Raw genomic sequence first — 21509 nt, 5'->3', positions numbered from 1 at the left:
CGCACCTACTACCGCTCACCGAAGAGACCCCCTCCGAACCCGCCTGGCTCATACGCGCCAACGGCGCCTCACCCCTCCCTCAGCAGACCGACGCCCGCTGGCCGGACCTGCGCCCCAAACCTCTGCCGCCCAAGCCGCCCGCCACGCCCACCCCATTTCCCCTGGTCGAGGCCGAGACGATCCGCATCCTCCGCTCCAGGCTCGGCCTCGTCGCACGCGCCCGCGGCCTTATCAACTGGGAGACGCTGATCAGTCACGCCGGAGCAGCGCCCGGCGACATCACCCCGGAGGAACGCGTCCGCCTCCTCGTCGCGGTGGACCACCCCCGGGCCGACGGCAAGCCCGTGCTCTCGGCACTCGTCAAGCCTGCATTGGCCCCAGAGGCACCCGCCCCGTATTTCGCCGACGTCATCGCCGGACTCGGATGGAGAACCGGCCTGTCCGAGGCGAAGGTGGCGGAGATCTGGGAGCGCGAGCGGAGGACCGCGTATGCCCTCGCCCACGCAGAGTCCGCCCCCGCACGCCAACAACCTCCGGTAAACCCGCCAGAGCCCGATACCTCATCCGCATTCAATGAGGCACGACTCGTAGCCCGGTTCCGCGAACATCTGGAACTCGTCGCCAAGGGACACGGGATCATCAAGTGGACGACGCTGCTCAAGAAGCAGGGCGTCCCGCCGTCCACACTGTCAGCGCAGGACCGGGTTCGAATGCTGGCCGCGGTAGACAGGTCCTACGTTCCCGGACGACGGTTGTTGTCGGCACTGGTGAAGGCGGACGGCCAACCTCCGGGCCCGGCCCCCTTCTTCGGTGACGTGCTCGCCGAGTTGGGCTGGAAGCCCGACGCCACCACCCCGACAGTGGAGGCGGCCTGGCGGGCCGCACTGGACCGTGCGTACGCGCGTGGCGGACAGCCCGCACCAACTGCCCAGAGCCGCCCTGCCGTTCCGGCCGCCGAGGAGGACCGCGTACGTTGGGGCAAGCTCGGGACCACCAAGGCAGCCGTGGTCGTAGCCGTTCGGCGCGCACTAATCGACGCCGCCCGGCGCCCGGTCTGCGTGGGCTGGCACACGCTCGCCGCTGCCGCCGGGCTCAAGCCGACGGACCTCTCCGACAGAGCCAGAGAAGCGATCCTCGTGGCCGTTGACAGCCCGCCCACCTACGGGGTGTTGCTCTCCTCCCTCGTGGTCTCCTCCGAGCACACGCCCGTACCGTACTTCGACGCCATCCTCAAACGCCTCGGTCGGCCCCACGGCCTGCGGCCCATCGAGCTGGGCCAGGTCCGCAAGACGGAACAAGCACGCGTGTTCGCGGCGTACAGCGCTACCAGCACCTTTGCCGCTGCCCCGAAGGAAAGAACATGAGACCGAACCGCCGTCGTGTTGCGATAAGCGTTGCCGCCACTGCAGCCGTCGTCATCCTCTCCGGAACGGCGGGAGCAGTGGCTGGTGCCTACTTCGTCGCGACGGGTCCCGCCAGCGCTCGGGGCCCGGCGGGACCGGAAGGGCCCCAGGGACTTCAGGGATCTCAGGGCGAGCAAGGACCGCAGGGTGAGCGCGGCTCCAAGGGCGACCAGGGAGAGCCCGGCGTCTCCGCCGAGCCAGCCACCCTGGACGTACCGGACATCAGCACCCTGGGCTCAGACCTCTCCGGCGGCCTGCTCCTCAGCTCCGGCACATGCCCAGCTGGAACCTCGCGCTGGGACACCATCTACGTGGGCCGCAACTCGGTCCTCGGCTCGCCGGGCGAGGTCGACATGCGCGCGATGACGCTCTGCAAGATCTTCTGAACGCCACCGCGCGCGCCACCCAGGCCTCCGTCACGAGCCCCACGAACGGCGCCAACTCCTCACGCCTGACCGCGAAGTGAGGTCGCGTCACATTCTTGTGATTCCCGTACGCAGACGGCCCGTTCTGCGGGCGGTGGCGACCTCTACCCAAGTGTCGCCCTGGACGCCGCTGCAACCGGACTTGAACCAGGCGAGTTCCGTCGCGCTCATGGTCTACGCCAACACCTCCCCTACGGTCCCTGATGCCTCCCTGGCCCCCTGCCAGGCTCCCCTCCCGCTGCAGCCTCGCGGCGTTCGATGGAGTGACCATGAACAGGCACAGAGTCGCCTGGGCACGCCGGGCCGGACACCGTACGTCAGTTAGCGGACTCGCCGCTCTCAGGCACGCTGGGGGGCGGCTGCGCGGCAACGAACGTGCCGCGCTGGGGAAGGGTGATTACCCATCCTTCGGAGCGCAGTAGCGCAACGGCCTGGCGCGCGGTGTCCCTGGCAACACCGTAGTCGGCGACCATCTTCGACTCAGACGGGATCGGGTCCCTCGGTCGGAGTTCGCCGGACTCGATCTTGGCGCGGACAACTCGCGCCACCTGTTTGTAGATGGGTGTCGGATCGAAGCGATCAATTTCCATGACTAGGACGTTAGATACGTTCCATATGCTGCGCATATTGGCAACGTTGTAGACGTCCTAGACGAGGTAGACAAGATAGAGGTACCGTCCAGAACGTAAGGACCCCCGCGACGCGGCGAACGTCCGGGGGCATGGCCACCAGCCTCTGAGGAGCTGATGACAGTGAGCATTATCCACGCCTTCGTGCTGTGGATCCTGGGCCTGTTCGCGCCCGGTACCGGCAGGCGTAGGGCGGACACACGCCCCGCCGGGCAGACCTGCGCGCGTATGCCAGAGACGCCCCGCCTGCCTGCGCCGTGGCCTCCGGTGCGGCGGTCGCCGTACGGCCTCGAAGAGCCGTTGCCCGGTGAGGCGACGGCCGTGGTCCGACCGTATGTCGTTCTCGCTGAGCGGGAGTGTGAACGGGCGCGGCAGCGGCAGCGCCGTGTCGTCATGGTCATGGCCGCCGACTTCGGGATCGACCTCGACCGGCATGTGGTCGGCGCTGAGGCGGTGGCCCGGTGAGCGAGCAGATCGAGCACCCCGAGACCGTCCCGGGTGGGACGCGTGCGCCGGTGCGTATGTGTGTGCGCTGTGGTGCGATCACCGATACACCGGTCGTCGTCTCCGAGGTGCACCAGGGCTCCGGTCCAGGCTTCACGGTGTACGCGTGCCGGGACTGCGCCCCGCACTTCCCACACGTTCCGGATGTGCTGTCGCTGCCGCCCGCGTCCCGCCGCGGCGGTGGCGAGCGGTGAGCGGCGGGCACACGGTGAGGGTGCCGATCCTCGGCCACGGCCCGGTGCGCGAAGCGTGCCGTCAGACGCGCGACATGCCCCGGCCCGGGGCGGTCGGTTCCCTGCTGATGCGGCGCTGCCCACACCCCTGTCACACGTCGGCCCCCTGCCACACCTCGGGGGGCGAGCGGTGATCGCCGGGACGCCTCCCGAACCGGGCAGGTCCCGCATGACCATCAGTACCTACCGCCTCGATGTCGCCGGGCGCCGGGTCGGCGTGGCGGAGCCGACCGCGTACGCCCCCGGCGCGGGCACGCTCCCGCCGGTGTCCCTCGCGTGGCCCCCGTGCCGCTGCCCGCGCTGCCGGACCGGTCGCGACGGTCCACGCGACCGGTAGCGGCTCCCGCAGGCGGCCCGTAGTCGGCGCCCACCCGCGGGGCACGCCGCAGTCCCGCCCAGATGGCGGGCACGGGCCACGGCCGCGGCCTCCAGAGCGTGATTCTGGGGGCCGCGTGCTGCCGCCAGAACCGGGGTCAGCTCAGGGCGTCGATGGCCTTCACGATCAGGGCCCGCGCATCAGCCCCGTACACGGCCAGTTCTGTGAGCCGGGCGAACGCCCGCAAGTACATGTCCAGTTCGCTCGGCGCCGTGACGGTCACCTTCGCGGCGAGCAACTCCACATGGATCCGCGAGTCATCGAACACCGTGAACTGCTCCAACGGCCACATGACCGCCTCCCGCGCGGCCGCGGCCGGGATGATGCCGAGTGACATGGACGGCAGAGACATCGCGGCCAGCAGGTTGCCGAGCTGGCCGGCCATCACGTCCTGATCGCCGACCCGGTGATGGAGGACGTTCTCCTCGACCAGGGTCGCGAACCGGTGGCCTCCCTCTTGGATGACGCGCGCGCGGCGCATGCGGACCTCGACCGCGTCGGCCACGTCGTCCGGGGTACCGCGGAAGCCCGCGATCGTGCGCATTAGCGCCGTCGCGTAGGCCGGGGTCTGCAGGTAGCCGGGCACGACGTGGGAGGCGTACACGCGGAACTGGCGGGTGCGCTCGTACAGCTTGGCCGAGGACTCCGCCAACTGCTTCATGCCCGTCCGCTGGAGCCGCTTCCACTGCAGATACATGGAGTCGGCCTGCCGGTTGGCCGCGATGAGGTCGTCCGCCTGGTCGTGCGCGCCGCAGGCCACACACCAGACGCGGATGTCGGCGTCGGCCGGCGCGGTGACAGCGTTCTCGATCCTCGACGACTTGGCGACAGACCAGCCCGCGAGACGGGCGAGTTCCTTGCCGGTGATGCCCGCGTCCAGGCGCAGCTCCCGCAACCTTGCCGCGAGAGCCGCGCGTGCTTCCTGCACGCTGGACGTGGGGAATGTGGACATGGACGGTTACTTGACCTCGTACTGGTCGTGGGGGGTGGCCCGTTCCCAGATCCGTTCGTATGCGGCCGCGTGCTGGGAGACCGTGCTGGGCTCGTCGCGGAGTTCCTTGCCGACCCATTCGCCGTCGCCGGAGAAGTGGTGGATGCGTATCAGCCGTCCGTCGAAGATCCACAGATCGGTACCCGGGACGAGCAGGTCCCACGCGCGGTGCCGGGGGAGCCAGCGCACCTCCTCGCCGGCTTCCACGTTGGCGCGGGTCTGGTAGTGCTCCCACGCGATGTAGTCGGTGACCGGCTCGGACACGATCCTGACGCGCCGCACGTGCACACCGCGGGCGACAGCGTCCGCGATGTTCTGGTGGTAGGGACGCCACCAGGAACCCCGGTCGTCCCAGTCGACGCGCTGGCCGTCCTGCCAGGCTTCGAAGCGGGGGTTGGTGAAGTAGGCGTCCCTCATCTCCAGATGGGCGGCCGACTGCCCGGTGCCGGCGAGGAGTTCAGCGAACTCCGGGATCGAGCTCATCGCACGCCTTCCTGATGATCGGGATCATACGGGCCGGGATCCTGATGACAGTCTCGCCGGACGGGATCGGTGCCCTCGCCGGGGACAACGCGTCGCATGTCGCGGTCGTCTCGTCGTCGGCCTGGTAGCTCTGGATCAGCAGATCGTCCGTGCTGGTGTCCACCCAGACTGTGGGGCATCCGTCCTCGTCTGTCTCGGGGTCGATCCCGACGAACTGAATGTTCATGGTGGCTGGTCTCCCGCGCTAGTCGGTTGCAGCGATTTACATCACCATCATGCGCACGCGTCGCGTAGTCAAGAGCGCATGTCGCTCATGACCAGCACTCTCAAGTTGCCATGTAATTCGGTGCAATTCCGTAGCCTGTCCAGTGGAGGGTTTCCTACGGTCGGGGCAGACGATGGAACCCGGCAGCCGCGCGAACGGCCCCGGGCATGGCCGACTGTGAAGGAGTCGACGTGCCGAACCGTGCCGCCCGCCTACCCGCTGCGGCAGACCTCGACGATCCGCCGGACATCACCACCATGCGCTCCACCGCCGACCGGATCCTCGCCTTCGACGCGAAGCCCATCAGCCCCGAGGACCTGGAGCCGTTCCGGATCGCCATGCGCGGCCAGATCGAACTACTCATCCCCGCCGTCCAGAGCCTGGCCGCCAGGTTCCCGAAGGGGGACATCCCGCGCGAGTGCGCCCTGGCCGGTGCGCGTGAAGCAAGCATGCGGCTCCGGCTGGGTGTCGGCGGCAGCAGCCCCGTGCGCATGTCCGTGTCGATGAAGCTGGCCCGCTCCGTGGTCGCCCTGTGCGACCACTACGAGAAACTCGACGGCCGGTGACCCTCCCGGCCTCGTGACACCCCTGAACTCCCGCCCCGGCTCCCCAACCCTGGACAGGTCGAGCAGTCGGGGCGGGCTGCACCAAACAGCACGGCAACGACACCCCAGAAGGGCAGGTCAATGACCGTCACACTCGAACAGCCCGCCAGGACGCTCACGCGGGACCCCAAGGAACTCCTCAATGCGGTCGCTCCGCACATCACCGAGTTGACCGTCAACGTGTTCGACTCCGGCATGAGCCTGTGGGACCGCGAGGTCTCCCTTCTCCTGCGCGACCACACCATGGTCCGCGACATGGCCGAACGGATCCTCGGCAACGCCGTCATGTACGTCATGGGCTCCATCGAGAACCCCGACGTCCACCTGGGCGTCGGCAAGCTCGTCGACATCGGCGTCCACCAGCTCATCCTCGACACACCCGTCTGGTGGGGCATCTGCCGCCTGTACAACGGCGGCCGGTTCAAGCACCACGCGCCGTTCATCGAGCGCCGCCGCGACGGCCTGTGCCTGCGCACCGGCGACTTTCTCCGCTCCCAGGGCTGGGCAATCGACGAGGAGTTGTGGGCCATCGACGGCACGGACTGCTCACCGTGCGACGACAAGGTCCCCGACAGCCACTGACCCCGGCTACAGTCGCCCCCGCCCTCACGGCTCCCCGAGGGCGGGGGCTCCCGCATCCCGACGATCAGAGGAACAGCTGTGCCCGTGCCGCACGACATCGCCGCCGAGACCGAACTGTGGGACGCATACGCCGAGTCCGCGTTCAAGGACGACGCCGAGCCGTCGTTCTGCTGGACCCAGTACGCCGGCCACGGCCCCGGCCCCGAACTCCTCGGCAGCCCGGAGACCGTGCTGGAGATCGGATGCGGCACCGGCCGCGCCCTCGCCCACCTCGCACAACAAGGCGTCAAGGCCACCGGGGTCGACCTGTCGCCGCGCATGGTGACGCTCGCGGGCGAGAAGTGGGCGCCGCTCGGGGTGCGGATCGAGCCGGGAGAGATCCTCGATTGGCTCGCCGCCGACGAGGGGCGGTACGACGCCGTGTACTCCATCTTCGGCGCGGCCTGGTTCACCGCCCCGTCCCGCCTCTTCCCCCTCGTCCACAAGCACCTCGTCCCGGGCGGCGTCTTCGTGTTCTCCCAGCCGCCGGCCATCCCTGGCGCCTACGGGCCGCAGGGCATGTACAAGGGCGGGTTCGCGGGCAAGGCCATGTTCACGTACCGGTACAGTTACAAGCCCGCAGTGTGGGAGCGGCACCTGCTCCGGGCTGGTTTCACCTCCGCTGAGGCGACGGTGGTGGACGCTCCGAAAGCCGGGCACATCGGCACACTCGTCGTCCAGGCCCGCGCCTGACAGTCGGGCACGGCCCCAGCTGGCGTCCTCCGTAGCCGACCGGGGCCACTTCATGGCCCTTGGGTTCTATAGGTCGTTGCAGCACCCCCGCCGCATCCCTCCACACAGGAAGTTGACCAACCTTGCCCGGCGTGGGTAACGCCAGCCGCACTCCGGCATCATGGCCCCCATGACAAACGGGGTGGATGTCCGCACAGCGGCGGCCGAGTTCGACCGGGCCGCCGTGGCGGACACCGAGTCGGCTGCCGAGGGCGAGCGCAAGCAGGTGCTGTCCCAGTTTCCGTTGGAGGAATGGGCGGAGCTACCACTGGAGCGCTACGCCCTCGGGCAGGGCGCGCCTCCCGGGTCGGGGCCGACGTACTGCCGGCTCATGGAGTTCGGCACTCCCCACCTGGGCAGCATCAAGGGCGGCAGTGCCGCGAAGCACATCATGTACCACCACAACTCCGGCGAATGGCGGCTGGCCGCTCCGCTGAGGGGTATGGACCCGCAGGACGCGTGGGCGGAACTGCGCGGACAGTTCGTCCGGGCCTTCGACGCCGTCGGGGCAGGAGACTTCGAGGCTCTGGACGACCTCGAAGTGCTGCGGTATGGGCCGACGTTGGTGACGAAGTCCCTGGCGACCTACTTCCCGCAGCACTTCCTGCCGATCTACGCGGGTGAGCATCTGCGGACGTTCATCACGCTGCTCGGCGGCGAAGCGCAGGCCGGCGTCCCCGCCTCGCGCACGAACCGACAACTGCGAGAACTCGTGCGGAGCCGTGAGGAGTTCGAGGGCTGGACGGGACGGGAGGTGATGCGCTTCCTGTACAAGCACTTCAATCCCCGGCAACGCTCCATCTGGAAGATCGCCCCCGGCGAGCGCGGCCGTCTGTGGGAGGAATGCCGGGACGGCGGGTTCATCTGCGTCGGGTGGGACGAGCTCGGCGATCTCGGCCAGTACCAGAGCGACACCGAACTACAGCAGGCCCTGGACGCGCACTGGCCGCGCAGCAGTGGCGGCAGCCTGACCCTCGCCCGCCGGCTGCTGGCCTTCCGGGATCTGGAGGCGGGAGACCGGGTCGTCGCCAACCGCGGGACGGACGAGGTGCTGGCCACCGGCCGGGTCGACGGGAGCTACCGCTACGACCCGGACCGGCCGGAGTTCCACCACGTCGTGCCGGTGGCCTGGGACCTCTCCCACGCGCAGAAACTGTCGAAGCCCCAGCACGGGTGGCGGTCCACCTTCGCCAAGGTCGACCCGTCTCTCTTCGCCAGGTTCACCGCACACAGCGCCGGCTCCGGCTCCGGCTCCATCCCGGGTACGGGCCAGGCACAGGCTGGCGCGCCAGTCGCTCTGCCCGACGACGTGCAGGTCGTACTGGACGCGCTGGAGCGCAAGGGCCAGGTGATCCTGCATGGACCACCCGGTACGGGCAAGACCCGGCTCGCGCTCGGCGCCGCCCTCGCCCTGGACGGCCGCGCGGACATGCTCGATGCCGACGTCCGCCAACGTGCCAAGGCGCAGGCCGAGATGCTGCACGGCGACCGTGTCGGCATGGTCACCTTCCATCCTTCCTACGGCTACGAGGACTTCGTCGAGGGCTTCAAGCCGGACCTGAGCGCCACCGGCCCGGGGCTCACCCTCGCCCTCACGGACGGCCTGTTCCACAGCCTGTGCAGCCGGGCCGCCACCCATCCCGACCAGACGTTCCTGCTGGTCGTCGACGAGATCAACCGCGGTGACCTGCCGCGGATCTTCGGCGAGTTGATCACGCTCCTCGAACTCGACAAGCGGAACCTGCCGGTCGCCCTGCCCGTCAGCAAGCGGCGCTTCTCCGTACCGCCGAACGTCCGGGTCATCGGCACGATGAACACCGCCGACCGGAGCATCAGCCACTTGGACGCCGCGGTTCGCCGCCGCTTCGCGTTCCTGCCCGTGGACCCGGACCCGGACGCGGTTTCCGGGACCGTCGGGCCTCTGGACCTGGCCGCGTTCTTCGAGTCCCTCAACACCCGCATCGCCCGCCACCTCGACGCCGACCACCAGATCGGGCACGCTTACCTGCTGCGGGACGGTGAGCCGATCGCCACCGAGGAGGATCTGGCCGCGGCCTTCCACCACGAGGTGATCCCCCTCCTGGAGGACTACTGCCTCGGCCGGGCGGACCTGCTGCACCGTATCCTCGGCGGCCTGGTCGACGCCGACACGGGGCGTCCGCTCCTCATGCCTCCGCAGGACCTGGCGGACGCGCTGGCGACCGAGTTCACCAGCGGCGTTCCCGGCCCGGATGCCTGACCGCACCCAGGTCCAGCTCGGCGAGTACGAGTCCGCCCCGCTGGAGCCCGGTCAGCTCACTCCCCGGGACGTCGACCGCCTGCGCGCCCTCCAAGCACGGGGCTGCCTCACCCTGACCCGGGAGCGCACCGGGTGGCGGCTCAAGGCCGACGCGACCGTCGGAGTCCTGGTCCTGGACCGGGTCCGCGTGGTCGTCGCACCCAAGTTCGCCATTCCGGGAGAGCAGCTCATGAGCTGGCTCGCCTACGCCCTCGGCACGCCCATTCCGGCGACGGCCAGGCGGTGGGCCACCGGCCCCGACGGTTACGCCGACCTGGTCGCCGCCGCCCTGCTCGAAGAGTGCGAGCGGTTGCTGCGGGAGGGGCTGCGCCAGGACTACGTATGCCGCCGGAGTGTCGAACCGGTGCTCCGGGGACGCCTGGACGTCGCCGCCCAGGCCACCCGCCGCTACGGGCAACTGGACCAGCTGCACGTGCGCACCTTCGACCGGGAGGCGGACATCTGGGACAACCGCGTTCTGGGGAGTGCGCTGAAGGCAGCGCTCGGCCTGACCGCCAGTCCCGACCTTGCGCGCGCCCTGCACGGCGCCGCCGGCGCCTTTCCGCAGGCCCTGACCCCGGCCGCGGCGCTCCGCGCTCTGGACCGTACTAACTACACACGCCTGAACGCCCACTACCGGCCCGCTCACACCTGGGCCCGCCTGCTGCTGCGCGGCGGAGGCGTGACCGATCTGCTCACCGACCACGGCACCAAGGCGGACGGTCTCCTGCTCGCCATGCCCGCCCTCTGGGAAGCCGTCGTCCGCCGTCTCGGCACCGAGGCCGTCGGCCCGAACGGCGGCCACGCCGTGTCTGGCGGAAGCAGCGTCGGCATCACGGTCCGCGGAGACCTGGGCAACGCCTCGACCTTCCGCCCCGATCTCCTGCTCAGCCTTCCAGGACTTCCAAGACAGGACACGGCACATCGCACGCTGCTGCCGGTGGACGCCAAGTACAAGCGCTACGACCGCCACGGCGTGAGCGCGGCCGACATCCACCAGCTCCTCACCTACAGCAGCGGCTACGCGTCCGCCGACGCCCCGCTCGCCGTCATCGTCCATCCCCAGCCGGGCAGTCACGCCCAGCGAACCCTCAAGGTGCGCGGCCCCAAAGGCCTGTTGGGCAATATCCACGTCATCGGTGTCGACACCCGCACCACGCCTGAGCAGGCGAGGGCCTGGATCGGCTCAGTACTACGCTGACCACCATGACGAGGGCCGTTTCGTCCAGCAACGCTCGGGGCAGCCCGGGGCTGGCTTTCCCCCTCGTGGTGGGACGGTCACTACCAGCGCACCACTCCGCACTCGCCCCTCCTCCCCTCGGACGCCTACTCGGGTATGAAGACCGAGGGCAGGAACCCCGACTGGTCGTATTTGTAGGGCACCTGACTGAACACCAACTTCAGGACAGGGCGCCGGGAGACGTGGTCGCCGAGGTCAACAGGAAGAGCGCCGAACCGTGGGTCCGTACACCGGTGAAGGTCAGGCAGATCCTGCTCGCCACGGGCGCGCACACCGGGCCACGTATACCCTCGCGGTCTCAGCGCAACAGATCATCCGCTCTGTGCGGAACACCTCGCAGGTGACGTCCGGCCTGTTCCATTCCCAGGAGGAGGCCGTGGCCGTCATCGGCCATGACCAGGCCATCCACGACGGCTTCGCGCATGATGTCGACGGTGTCCTTGACGGTGATGCCCTTGCGGCGCGCGTAGTGGCCCGCTTCGCCGTCGTCGGTGATCCACACGGAGCTCGCGAATCCGCTGCGATGCTCGATGACCACGAGCGTCTCCGCCTCACCCAGGTGTTGCAGGGGCCGAGACGGGGAACCCGCGAAGACGACACGGCGGACGCGGTCCACCAGGGCGGTCTCGGCGGGGTCGTCGATCTCGATGGGCTCGCCGAGCCAGCCGCCGGCGGGCACCTGACTCAGCTTCGGCCAGTGCCGCGTCGACTGCTCGGCCTCGGCCGCGACGGCCTCCGTCCAACGGCCGCGACCGTCAAGGACCTTCTCCAGCAGGGTCAGACGGTCGACGGCGGCGAAATTGCACAGCACAGTGTTGTCGGGGAACCAACAGAGGCGCGTCATGGCTGGTAGACCAGGTCCCCTTCATCCACGTCGGTGCTGGATGACGCGCCCTCTTGCGGAGCCGGTTCGGGTTCAAGCGCCTCGCGAATCCTGTCGACGTCCATGCCCGTGTATGCGGCCAGCGGGCGCAGAGTGGTGTCCCCCGCGAGGTATGCCTCATACAGCAACTGGGCGGGGCGGAAAGGCAATCGCTTGACCTGCGACCACGTGGCACGGGCCTCGAAGAGGTCGCTCTGTCCGGTCAGCCAGTGACAGTCCTGCGTCGTGAGCCCGCGCAGCCTGTCGGCCGTCCCGGGGGCGATAGCGCCCAACTGCGCAAGCCGTGCCGCGAGAGCGCTGGGAGACACCTGGAAGCGCACGACCAATGAGGTGAGTTGCTCGTCCGTGAGATCGCCTTCCCTCACCTCTGCGTCGATCTCACTCCGGGGCATCAGGAGATTCGCGGCGAACACGTTGGCGCGCACCTCGGTCAAGTCCTTCTGGCGTCCCGGGGACAGTTGAGTCTCCGTCAGCAGGTCCTGGGCGTCCCTGGCCAGGATGTGCCCGAGTTCGTGAGCGAGGGTGAATCGCTGGCGGGTCGGCACCTTCGTTCGCGCGACCATGACGAGTCGGAATCCGTCCGCCTGCCAGGCAGCGCCGTCGATTCCGTCGGGCAGTCCGATCTTCGCCACGTCAACACCGAAAGTGTGCTCCAAAGCATGGAGCAGATCGGCGGTGTCCAGGCCGCCGATCGCCGGCGCGCCTGCGGCAGCGAGTCGGGTGAGTGCGTCCTCGGCGAGAGCCACGCCCTGGTCGACGTAACGTTTGAGATCCGGGCGGACAGAGGGCAGCTCCGGCAGTTCGGGCGACAGGTCCAGGAGCTCGAGCACCTCGTGTGCCGTGGTGAACCTTTCAACGAGGTCCTTGAGCCTGTCGAGGCTGTGCTCACCGACCGCGGGCGCGCTGGTGCGGGCCGCGATGGCGGGGCGCAGCGGCTCACGGCCAGTGAGTAGCCAGTCGACCGTGATGTTGCCGTACTCCGCGATCCGGGCGAGATCGAGAGACGTGAACCTGCGGACACCACTGAGGGACTTCGACAACTTGTCGGAAGTCAGCCCGATGCCCTCGGCGAACGCCGACTGGTTGACCGAGGCTTCGTCCATGACCTTGCGTACACGGTCCGTCACAGTTTCGCCCATGAGTTCACCATACGAGCGAGATGCGAAAATCGCAACACGGGCGGCCGAGACCTCCAGGCGCTGACACCTCGGAGATCCCCACGCGGGCTCGGCAGGCAAGACCTTAGAACATACGTACACATCTCCAGTCGCCGCGGATTTCATAAGTACGTTGACAGTGCTAACAGATGCACGTCATGCTCGTACCCACAACGGCGCTCCGTCCCCTGGCGACACCTCGGGCACGCCCGCCGCAACCATCCAGTGCACCCGAGGAAGCCGAGTCATGAGCGACACCGCCCTACGTGATCTACTCCTCGCCCGCCTGCACGAATCCGGGCTGTCCGCGGAGGAACAGACACAGCTGCGCGATCTGCTGCCTGCCTGGCAGGAGCGGAGCAGCGGCCGTTGCGGAACCGTGTACATACGGTCCATCACCGCCGCCGGCTGGCGCGGCATCGGGCCCGGCGCCGCTGTCCAGCTGCATCCCGGACCCGGGCTGACACTGGTGACGGGCCGCAACGGCTCCGGCAAGTCGAGCTTCGCCGAGGCCGCGGAAATGGCCCTGACGGGCGACAACTTCCGCTGGCAGGGACGCACTCAGGTGTGGAAGAAGGGCTGGCGCAACCTCCACGAGCACTCCTCGCCCGAGGTCGCTGTCAAACTCTGCTTCGACGCCGGCAGCGACGGCTCCAAGGAACCCGTGACCGTACGCCGGGTCTGGCACGGCGAAGGGCTTGAGGAGTCCCGTACGGTCGTCGAACAAGCCGGAAAGCCCGCCGGTGAAGAGCTGTACGACGTGATCGACGCCGAACAGCTGTCGCTGTACCGGCCGTTCCTCCCGTACGCCCAGCTCGGAGCGGTCATCAACGGGCCGCTCACCACCCTGCACGACGAGATCTCCCGGATCCTCGGCCTCGAACTCCTCAGCGACACCGACATTGCGGCCCGGGCTCGGGCCAAGACCCTGGCCGAGACCGAGAAAGCCGCCAAGGCCCTTACCGCCACGGTGATTCAGGAGCTGTCGGAGGTGGACGACCCGCGCGCCGCGGAGGCGGTGGCCGCCCTCTCCGGCCGGAGCCCCGACCTCGACGTCGTCCGGGCCCTGCTGAAGGGCCACAGCGTCGCGGACGAGGGACGCCTGTCCCGGCTGCGCCGACTGGCCACTATGGAGAGTCCGGACCACCAGACGGTCACTAAGGCCGTGGCCCGGCTGCGCTCGGCGGCCGCCGTGGCCGACGAGGCCCGTCATGGCTCCGCCGAGGACGCCCGGCAGCTGATCAAGCTGCTTGAGGCCGCGCTGGAACACCGCCGTCGCCATCCCGGCATCTCCGACTGCCCTGTCTGCGGCAGCACGGATCTTCTGGATCGCGCCTGGGCGGAGCGGACGCGCGCGCAGGTCGAAAGACTCCAGGCGGAGGCGGCCGACGCCGAAACCGCACACCGCGAACTGGCGGCCTCCGTGCGGGAGGTGCACGACCTGGCGCAGTCGCCTCCTGCCTGGCTCCAGGGCGACGAAGCCTCACTCGCCGCGCTCTGGCGCGATCTGACGGCCTGCCGCACCGTACGTGAACCGCGTGAGCTGGCGGACCGGGCGGAACGCGCTGCGGCCGTCCTCAGTGACGCTTGTCTCCAGGTGCGCGACGCCGCCGCCGGCCGCATCGCGGCGCAGGACGGGCGTTGGCAGCCCGTAGCGGCACGGCTGTCCACGTGGCTTGGGCAGGCGGAGGCCGCGCAGGCAGCGAAACCCGTCGCCAACCAGGTCAAGGCGGTACGTGCCTGGCTGCGCGCACTCACCGACGAGTTGCGGGACGCACGGTTCAAGCCATTCGCCGACCAGTCAGGGCAGATCTGGCGGCTGTTGTGCGAGCGCAGCAGTGTCTCGCTGGGTGCGATCGGGCTCACAGGCGTCGGTCCGCAGCGGCAGGTCAGTCTTCCCGTCTCCGTGGACGCCGCCGACGCGCCTGCCTTCAGCGTCATGAGCCAGGGCGAGCTGCACTCACTCGCCCTCTCCCTGTTCATCCCGCGCGCCACCCACCAGGACAGTCCGTTCGGCTTCGTGGTCATCGACGACCCGGTGCAGTCCATGGACCCGGAGAAGGTGGACGGTCTCGCCAAGGTCCTTGATCTGTATGCCCAGCACCGGCAGGTCGTCGTCTTCACCCACGACGCCCGGCTCGGGGAAGCCATCGACCGCCTCGGCCTGCGAGCCACGGTCATGGCCGTCTCCCGGCAGCCCGACTCCGTCGTTGAAGTCGTCCCCGTCAGCGACCCGGTGAGCCAGGCGCTGGACGAGGCGAGGGCCGTCGCCCTCGACCCGCACCTGCCGCCGGAGGTGGCCGACCGGGTGCTGCCGTCGATGTGCCGCCTCGCCGTGGAGGCGGCGTACCAGGGCACCGCCCGGCGCACCCTTCACCAAGCGGGGCTGGCGCAGAGCAGGATTCAGGAGAAGGTCACACGGCCCGGTCCCCTCACCGGCCTCGCTGCGATCGCGATGGGCATGGAGGGAGCAGGACCGGCCGACGTACTGGACGCGATCGCACGCGATCACGGCGCCTCTGCGCGGGACTTGATCCGGCTGCTGAACCAGGCCTCCCACCAGGCCCCGACCACGCCTGTCGGCGACCACCGTGATCTGGTCAGGCGTACGGAGCGGCTCGCCAAGGCGGTGCAGGCCCGGTGACCGATGGCACCCAGTCCTCCGCGCCCCGTGGTGGTCTCTCCACAAACGCTCTCGTCGCCGCCGCCGACCACCTGCTCAACCCACCGGGCGACACCACCCTCACCCCCGGTGTCCGAGCACGCGCCGCGGCGATGCTGCTCCGTCTGGCTCTCGACGAGACCCTCGACGCCTACTGGCAGACGGTCAGCCCTCGCATGACCCGCAGCCGCGGTCGCACCCGGATGCTCTGCCTGCAGTGGTACGTCACCCCCTCCGTCGCCCGCCAGTGGTACGCCGTCTGGTCCGACCTCAGCGCCGCCTGCCATCACCACACGTACGAACTACCACCCACACCCGCCGAAGTGCGGGCCTGGCACCAGGACGTGAGTGAACTGCTGCGAGTCCTGGCCGCAGGCGGAATCTGAGTCTCGAACCGCTCTCCCCCACGCACGTGAGGAGCCACACGATGGACGCTCGCCGCTACCGCATGGTGGTCACCAGCCAGGCCGACTACGTGCGGACCGGGGCACTGGTCGACAAACAGTTGCGCGGCTGGCTCAGCCAACCACCGAAGACGTACAACATCGATGCCTTCGTCGAGGGCCGCAACGAGATAGCCCACGGGGTTACCCTCGACCACGACTCGGTCACCGCCGCGACCGGCACCTACGGCCGTTGGCGGCTCCGGGAAACCGCGCCGGGCGGCACGTGGCAGACCACCGTGGTGACGCGGCAGATCACCGACGAACCCACCTGGGTGCAACTAGACGTCGAACACCTCCCTGACGACCCCGACGCCATTCCCGTACCCGCCAAGACACCCCGGCTGGCCAAGAGCCTGCTCGACGTGCTTGACGCACGCGACGGCCGGTCGGACGTGACCGCAATGCCTCAGGTCATCGAGGCCGAGGACGTCGAATCCGTCATCGACGAACTGTGCGACGCCAACCGACGCCTCCCCGTCGTCATGGCGAGCACACCGTATGGAGTGGACTTCGACGCCTGGCTGGAAGGGACGGTCGACCCTCTTGTCCGCCCCCTGGCGGGGCTGGCCATTCTCTACATCCTCACGCCGGGCGCCGAGTCGGCCCTCAACCGGGCGTTGGAATACCACCGTGTCTACAACGGCGGCATCCGCACCTACCTGCCCGGAGTCGACCCCGCCTGGCCCGCCGACGGTCAGCGGCACCGTGTGATGTCCAAACGCCTGATCACCGAGAGACCGCAGCAGGCCCGCCGCATCCTGGCGCAGCTCCCGCAGAGCCTCGCCACCCGTCTGCCGCTGCCCGACGCACTGGACTCCGTACCCGTTATGCGGACGCGTGCCAGAGACGGCGTGGGCAGTTCCGAACTGGAGCGGCTGCGTGACGAGAACGACGTCCTGCTGGAGATCCTTGAAGAGGCGGGGCGCGAGCAGCGTGTCAGGGCCGACGAGATCCGCGACCTCAAGCGTGAACTCCGCCAGGCGGAGACCAACGAGACCCAGCTCGTCGTCGACCACGACGAGCAGTACAAGGAGCTCCACAAGGCCAAGACCCAGGTCCGGGAACTGCAGAAACGGCTGCTGGAGCTGGGCGCTGCCGAGCAGGCGTACGCGCCGGTGGATCTCTCCGCGAACGCGCCCACGTCCTTCGCCGAGATTCTGGACCGGATCGATGCCATGCCGCGCGTGCACTTCACCGGACGTCGCAAGAACACCCTGGAGCTCGACGACCAGGCATACGGCTCGTCATGGGTCCGCATGGCCTGGGACGCCCTGCTGGCACTCCAGGACTTCGCCGACTCGGCCTCGGCCGGAAAGGCGAACTGCGACTTCAAGCAATGGTGCGCCGACGCGCCAGAGGGGTCACACGTCATCTCACCCCGCAAGGTCGTCCGGGACGAGTCGAAGACAGTGAAGACGAACGGCGCCTGGCGCAAAACGCGCACATTCCCGGTTCCCGACGGCGTGCATCCGGACGGCAAGGTCTTCATGGGCGCCCATCTACGCATAGGCGGTGGCAACACGATCGCGCCCCGCTTGCACTACTACGACGGGGCCTGCCTCAAACACGGGATCCTCATCGGCTACATCGGTCCGCACCTCACCAACACCTTGACCTGAGGTGGAAGGCAGGCGCGCGCCGCCATGTAGAACGAGTAGTACGGTAGAGATATGAGTGACAACGCGGAGGTCCCGCTGAGGGAGCTCAACCAGCAGACATCGCGGGTCCTGGCCCGCGTGGCGGCCGGGGAGACGGTGACCATCACCAAGGACGGAGTGCCGATAGGAGACATCGTGCCCCGCGGTGCTCTGACGGGCCGGCCCGCCTACCCGTTCCGTACCGACCCCATGGGCGAGCTGGACCTTCCGGACCTGGGCGGCCCCGTGCTTGACGACGAGGAGATCGAGGCGACGCTACGGGGTATGGGCGAAGACCTGGGTGGCGGGGCTGGGGCTGATGACTGACATTCCGGTCGCAATCGCCGACACCAACGCCCTGTACCGGCTGTTCACACCCAAGGATCCCCGCCACGCGGCCCACCGGGAAGCCCTTGCCCGCACAGGCCACTTAGTGGTGTCCTCCATGGTGCTCACCGAGCTCGACTATCTGCTGACCTCGCGGATCGGCCCGGCGGCGGCCATGAACGCACTCGACTTCATCGCCGGCCAGGCGGAGGCCCGCCGGTTCGAGATCCCCGACACCGCGCCACACCTTCGGAGCGCCATGGCCGTGATGCGGGGGTACGCGGACGCGGACGGCGGGGCGGGAGTGGGGCTCGTCGACGCAATGAACGTCGCCCTGGCATCGGCCTTCCAGACGGCGGACATGTTCACCACGGACAGCCACTTCCGCATGATGCGACCGCTCACCGGTCAGCCTGCCTTCCGGCTGCTCCCCGACGATCTCTGACGCCGCCTGCTTGTAGCCGGCGGTCAGCCATGCGGTTCGGAGCTGTTGTCAGTGCGAGCACCTACTAGTGCAAGGATCTTCTGTCGAAGAGAGCGGGGGGCAATGGTTAACGAGCACACCGAGTACCCGGAGTTCCTACTGCGTCTGCCCAATGGAGGACCGCAGGCCCGGGGCCGTGTCCTGCCCGAGAAAGGGATGAACGGAAGCCTGAAGTTCCTGGTCTTCGCCGGCTCACCCGTGCGGGCGGAGACAATGCCCGGCATCGGGCCTCATCCGTCGGCGCAGCGGGAACGGCTGCTGGCGGACGGCGGTATCGGGACGGCGTCGGACCAGTGGCCGGGATATTGGGAGACGACCCGGGACATCGAATGCAACTCCCCGTCCGCAGCGGCATCGGTGGTGACCGGGCGTAGCTCCGACGGCCTCTCGGAGTGGCGCACGGAAGAGGGCTTCCCCCTCGTCGACTACCTCGGCGCCTCGTGGCGCACCCCTCACAAGGCCTGGCTGGTGCGGGGCTCGAACGTCTCGGGGCGCGATCTGGTCAAGCGGCTGTGGGTAACCGAGGACTGGGTGACTCTCGCGGCCACGCACCTGCCTCGGGTGGACGAGGACGCGCCGACCAAGAGCGTCCTGCGGCGGTACGTACAGGAGGGATACGACGCCACCACCTCGTACAGCCAGAAGCAGGCGATGGCCGACGAACTGCACTACTTCCTGACCCAGATGCGGCAGGGCGACACCGTCTGCACGATCTCGGACGGACAGCTGTACATCGGAACGCTCACGGGAGACGCGGAGCAGGTCGAGTCCGAGGGAGGGCTGTCGAATCTGCGGCGGAAGGCCGAGTGGCGGTCCGCTGGTATTCCGTACGACGAGTTGCCGGAGGCGCTCCAGCAGAAGCTGTCCGTGCAACACGACGTCGTCGACCTGACCTCCGTGCTGGCGCTCGTCGAGGGACTCGGACGGAGCGACGAGGAACTCGCGCAGGAAGCCCAGGCCATAGAGCGGGACCCGAGCGTGGAGATCCCGGCGATCATCGCCCGCCGTGAGCCCGAGCTGCCTGGCCCCACGGATGAACTGGCGGCCGAACTCCTCGTGCACGACACGGCGTGGCTGCGTGAAGTACGCGATCTACTGGCCGATGACCGCCAGTTGGTGCTCTACGGACCGCCCGGCACCGGCAAGACATACCTGGCGCTGAAGCTCGCCGAGTTCCTCGGCGGCGGGCCCGAGCAGGTCAAGCTCGTGCAGTTCCACCCGTCGTACGCCTACGAGGACTTCTTCGAGGGCTTCCGGCCCCAGGAGGACCCGCAGACCAGAGAGGTCGCCTTCCGGCTCACCGCGGGCCCGCTGCGCGAACTCGCCGACTTGGCCTCTCGCGAGGGAAACCGCCACATTCCGCACTTTCTGATCATCGACGAGATCAACCGGGCCAACCTGGCGAAGGTCTTCGGCGAGCTGTACTTCCTGCTGGAGTACCGCAACAAGTCGGTTCGGCTGACCTACTCCGGCGACGACTTCGCGCTGCCGCCGAATCTGTTCGTCATCGGCACGATGAACACCGCCGACCGGTCCATCGCCCTCGTGGACGCGGCGATGCGCCGCCGCTTCGCCTTCGTCGAACTGTCGCCGCGTACTGAGCCGACACGCGGTCTGCTGCGGCGCTGGCTGGCCAAGGAGGGCAAGGGAGCCGAGCCCGCCGACCTGCTCGAGGCGCTGAACTCCCGTATCGACGATCCCGATTTCCGTATCGGGCCCTCGTACCTGATGAAGAAGGGCGTGTACCGGGAGGGCGGAGTGGAGCGGACCTGGCGGACAAAAATCCTGCCCCTGATGGAGGAGCATCACTACGGGGAAGGCGTGGACATCGAGAAGCGGTACGGGCTGGCCGCACTACGGGAGTCGCTGGGGTGACGTCCGCAGTAGACGTCGTGCAGTCCGTCGAACTGGTCGAGCACGCGCCGGCGAGCCGTCTCGTCCTGCCGGATGCCGTCGGCCGTGCCCTCGCCGCTTCCGACATCGTGGACGCGACCCCCGACCCGTACACGCCCGGCCACTGGTCACTGAGAGCCGGCAGCAAGGTCGGGGCCGTGGCCGTCACGGCACCGGGCGGCGGCGAACCAGTTACCGTACGCATCACACCCAAGGTGCCCATCGTCCGGCTCTTCTTCCTGCTCGGCTACAGCCTTGATCCGAGGAAGAGTTGGCGAGACGGCGAGGTCGAGGTCGCCGAGCACCGCGATCTGCTGCCTGCGCTCGCGCACGCTGTGGAACGGCAAGTGGACCGGGCACTGCGACAAGGCCTGTTGCAGGGCTATCGGGCGACTGAGGAATCCGCGCTCGTCGTCCGCGGCCGGATCAGGGAGGCCGAACAGATACGGCGGCGCTTCGGGGCGATGCTGCCGATCGAAGTAGCGTACGACGAGTTCACCACCGACATCGCGGAGAACCGCATCCTCCGTGCGGCCGTCGAACGTCTCCTACGCCTGCAAGGCATACCGCGCGACGTACGCCGCAGGCTGCTGCACCAGCGCGCGCGCCTGACCGACGTCACGGCGATCGTGCGCGGACAGCCGATCCCCGACTGGCGTCCCACACGCCTCAACTCCCGTTACCACCAGGCCCTGCGTCTCTCGCGCGTCGTTCTGGACGGCGCCTCCGCCGAGCACGGTCCCGGCGATCTGCGCATCGACGGTTTCCTCTTCGACATGAACAAGCTCTTCGAGGACTTCGTGACAACCGCCCTACGGGACACCTTCCAGGGCCGGGGCCGGGGTTCAGCCGGCCACACCGCCCGCCTCCAGGACTCCCACTACCTCGACGAGGCCGCCGCGATCCGCATGAAGCCGGACTTCGTACTGTACGGGCCGGACGGCACCCCGTGCGCGGTGGCGGACGCCAAGTACAAGGCCGAGCGACCGGGCGGTTATCCCGACGCCGACCTGTACCAGATGCTGGCGTACTGCACGGCCCTCAACCTGCGCGAAGGGCACCTGGTGTATGCGAAGGGCAATGCTCCGCACGCCGCCCACCAAGTGCGCCACTCGGGCATCGTCATCCATCAGCACGCCCTCGACCTGGACCAGGAACCCCCCGGACTGCTCACGGACATCGAGGAGGTGGCCCAGCGGCTGGCGAACACCCCGCGCGTATGATCGACTGCGGAG

General features: G+C 68.7%; 22 protein-coding genes and 1 pseudogene. 17 read left to right on the top strand and 6 right to left on the bottom strand.

The genetic code is table 11. The annotated features are described in order from the left end of the window. Together AC31A1_RS11010 and AC31A1_RS11005 are read left to right on the top strand one after the other, a co-directional pair. Positions 1–1364, top strand: a pseudogene (locus tag AC31A1_RS11010) (hypothetical protein); the annotation flags it as partial. Beyond that, positions 1361–1789, top strand: coding sequence for a hypothetical protein (locus AC31A1_RS11005; protein WP_489653097.1), 429 nt, complete (start codon positions 1361–1363; stop codon positions 1787–1789). The pseudogene AC31A1_RS11010 and the gene AC31A1_RS11005, both read left to right, overlap by 4 nt. A gap of 356 nt (positions 1790–2145) precedes the next feature. Here AC31A1_RS11005 and AC31A1_RS11000 read toward each other — a convergent pair whose 3' ends face one another. Continuing rightward, positions 2146–2418 carry a GntR family transcriptional regulator gene (locus AC31A1_RS11000; RefSeq protein ID WP_489653096.1) on the bottom strand — a complete coding sequence of 91 codons (273 nt, stop codon included), beginning with the start codon at positions 2416–2418 and terminating at the stop codon, positions 2146–2148. Positions 2419–2574: 156 nt separating this feature from the next. Here AC31A1_RS11000 and AC31A1_RS10995 point away from each other — a divergent pair, with 156 nt between their 5' ends. The 3 genes from AC31A1_RS10995 to AC31A1_RS10985 all read left to right on the top strand — a co-directional run bounded on the left by AC31A1_RS10995 (position 2575) and on the right by AC31A1_RS10985 (position 3531). Further along, positions 2575–2922 carry a hypothetical protein gene (locus tag AC31A1_RS10995; RefSeq protein WP_489653095.1) on the top strand — a complete coding sequence of 116 codons (348 nt, stop codon included), beginning with the start codon at positions 2575–2577 and terminating at the stop codon, positions 2920–2922. Then, positions 2919–3155, top strand: a complete 237-nt coding sequence (locus AC31A1_RS10990; RefSeq protein WP_489653094.1) for a hypothetical protein — start codon at positions 2919–2921, stop codon at positions 3153–3155. The genes AC31A1_RS10995 and AC31A1_RS10990 overlap by 4 nt, the downstream gene beginning before the upstream one ends. Positions 3156–3363: 208 nt before the next feature. Next, entirely contained in the window at positions 3364–3531 is a 168-nt protein-coding gene (locus AC31A1_RS10985) for a hypothetical protein (protein ID WP_489653093.1), read from the top strand. A 136-nt stretch (positions 3532–3667) separates the two neighbouring features. On the opposite strand, the gene AC31A1_RS10980 is transcribed toward AC31A1_RS10985, so the two are convergent. The 3 genes from AC31A1_RS10980 to AC31A1_RS10970 are packed head-to-tail and all read right to left on the bottom strand — an operon-like array spanning position 3668 to position 5270. Continuing rightward, a complete protein-coding gene (locus AC31A1_RS10980) occupies positions 3668–4522 on the bottom strand; it encodes a DUF5753 domain-containing protein (RefSeq protein ID WP_489653092.1) in 855 nt (284 codons plus the stop codon). A gap of 6 nt (positions 4523–4528) precedes the next feature. After that, positions 4529–5044, bottom strand: coding sequence for a DUF6879 family protein (locus tag AC31A1_RS10975; RefSeq protein WP_489653091.1), 516 nt, complete (start codon positions 5042–5044; stop codon positions 4529–4531). Further along, complete coding sequence (locus AC31A1_RS10970; protein ID WP_210922521.1) at positions 5019–5270, bottom strand: hypothetical protein; 252 nt, start codon at positions 5268–5270, stop codon at positions 5019–5021. Before AC31A1_RS10970 ends, AC31A1_RS10975 begins: the two co-directional genes overlap by 26 nt. Before the next feature lie 230 nt (positions 5271–5500). On the opposite strand from AC31A1_RS10970, the gene AC31A1_RS10965 reads away from it, so the two are divergent. The 5 genes from AC31A1_RS10965 (at position 5501) to AC31A1_RS10945 (ending at position 10746) form a co-directional block, all read left to right on the top strand. Beyond that, the gene (locus AC31A1_RS10965) at positions 5501–5875 is read left to right on the top strand and encodes a DUF6415 family natural product biosynthesis protein (protein WP_489653090.1); all 375 of its coding nucleotides are present in this window, start codon (positions 5501–5503) and stop codon (positions 5873–5875) included. A 120-nt stretch (positions 5876–5995) separates the two neighbouring features. Further along, positions 5996–6496 (top strand): glycine-rich domain-containing protein, encoded by a 501-nt coding sequence (locus tag AC31A1_RS10960; RefSeq protein WP_489653089.1) that lies wholly within the window; start codon positions 5996–5998, stop codon positions 6494–6496. Positions 6497–6574: 78 nt separating this feature from the next. Continuing rightward, positions 6575–7228 (top strand): class I SAM-dependent methyltransferase, encoded by a 654-nt coding sequence (locus AC31A1_RS10955; protein WP_489653088.1) that lies wholly within the window; start codon positions 6575–6577, stop codon positions 7226–7228. Between the two features lie 169 nt (positions 7229–7397). Continuing rightward, on the top strand, positions 7398–9506 hold the full coding sequence (locus tag AC31A1_RS10950) for an AAA family ATPase (protein ID WP_489653087.1): 2109 nt from the start codon (positions 7398–7400) through the stop codon (positions 9504–9506). Further along, on the top strand, positions 9499–10746 hold the full coding sequence (locus AC31A1_RS10945; RefSeq protein ID WP_489653086.1) for an McrC family protein: 1248 nt from the start codon (positions 9499–9501) through the stop codon (positions 10744–10746). The genes AC31A1_RS10950 and AC31A1_RS10945 overlap by 8 nt, the downstream gene beginning before the upstream one ends. 337 nt (positions 10747–11083) lie before the next feature. Here AC31A1_RS10945 and AC31A1_RS10940 read toward each other — a convergent pair whose 3' ends face one another. Together AC31A1_RS10940 and AC31A1_RS10935 are read right to left on the bottom strand one after the other, a co-directional pair. After that, positions 11084–11629: a PIN domain-containing protein gene (locus AC31A1_RS10940; protein WP_405908980.1), complete on the bottom strand. Its 546-nt coding sequence runs from the start codon at positions 11627–11629 to the stop codon at positions 11084–11086. Then, positions 11626–12906, bottom strand: a complete 1281-nt coding sequence (locus AC31A1_RS10935) for an XRE family transcriptional regulator (protein ID WP_489653085.1) — start codon at positions 12904–12906, stop codon at positions 11626–11628. Before AC31A1_RS10935 ends, AC31A1_RS10940 begins: the two co-directional genes overlap by 4 nt. Before the next feature lie 166 nt (positions 12907–13072). Here AC31A1_RS10935 and AC31A1_RS10930 point away from each other — a divergent pair, with 166 nt between their 5' ends. The 7 genes from AC31A1_RS10930 to AC31A1_RS10900 all read left to right on the top strand — a co-directional run bounded on the left by AC31A1_RS10930 (position 13073) and on the right by AC31A1_RS10900 (position 21497). Beyond that, complete coding sequence (locus tag AC31A1_RS10930; RefSeq protein WP_489653084.1) at positions 13073–15469, top strand: AAA family ATPase; 2397 nt, start codon at positions 13073–13075, stop codon at positions 15467–15469. Continuing rightward, complete coding sequence (locus tag AC31A1_RS10925) at positions 15466–15873, top strand: hypothetical protein (protein WP_489653083.1); 408 nt, start codon at positions 15466–15468, stop codon at positions 15871–15873. The genes AC31A1_RS10930 and AC31A1_RS10925 overlap by 4 nt, the downstream gene beginning before the upstream one ends. A 41-nt stretch (positions 15874–15914) precedes the next feature. Further along, a complete protein-coding gene (locus AC31A1_RS10920; protein WP_489653082.1) occupies positions 15915–17552 on the top strand; it encodes a hypothetical protein in 1638 nt (545 codons plus the stop codon). A gap of 51 nt (positions 17553–17603) precedes the next feature. Then, positions 17604–17897 carry a type II toxin-antitoxin system Phd/YefM family antitoxin gene (locus AC31A1_RS10915; RefSeq protein ID WP_489653081.1) on the top strand — a complete coding sequence of 98 codons (294 nt, stop codon included), beginning with the start codon at positions 17604–17606 and terminating at the stop codon, positions 17895–17897. Continuing rightward, positions 17890–18342, top strand: a complete 453-nt coding sequence (locus tag AC31A1_RS10910; protein WP_489653080.1) for a PIN domain-containing protein — start codon at positions 17890–17892, stop codon at positions 18340–18342. Before AC31A1_RS10915 ends, AC31A1_RS10910 begins: the two co-directional genes overlap by 8 nt. A gap of 102 nt (positions 18343–18444) precedes the next feature. Next, positions 18445–20256, top strand: a complete 1812-nt coding sequence (locus tag AC31A1_RS10905; RefSeq protein ID WP_489653079.1) for a DUF4357 domain-containing protein — start codon at positions 18445–18447, stop codon at positions 20254–20256. Further along, complete coding sequence (locus tag AC31A1_RS10900; RefSeq protein ID WP_489653078.1) at positions 20253–21497, top strand: McrC family protein; 1245 nt, start codon at positions 20253–20255, stop codon at positions 21495–21497. The genes AC31A1_RS10905 and AC31A1_RS10900 overlap by 4 nt, the downstream gene beginning before the upstream one ends. Positions 21498–21509 lie beyond the last annotated feature (12 nt).

The organism is Streptomyces sp. P5F9 (assembly GCF_057961495.1).
This window is presented reverse-complemented; position numbering and strand designations above follow the sequence as displayed.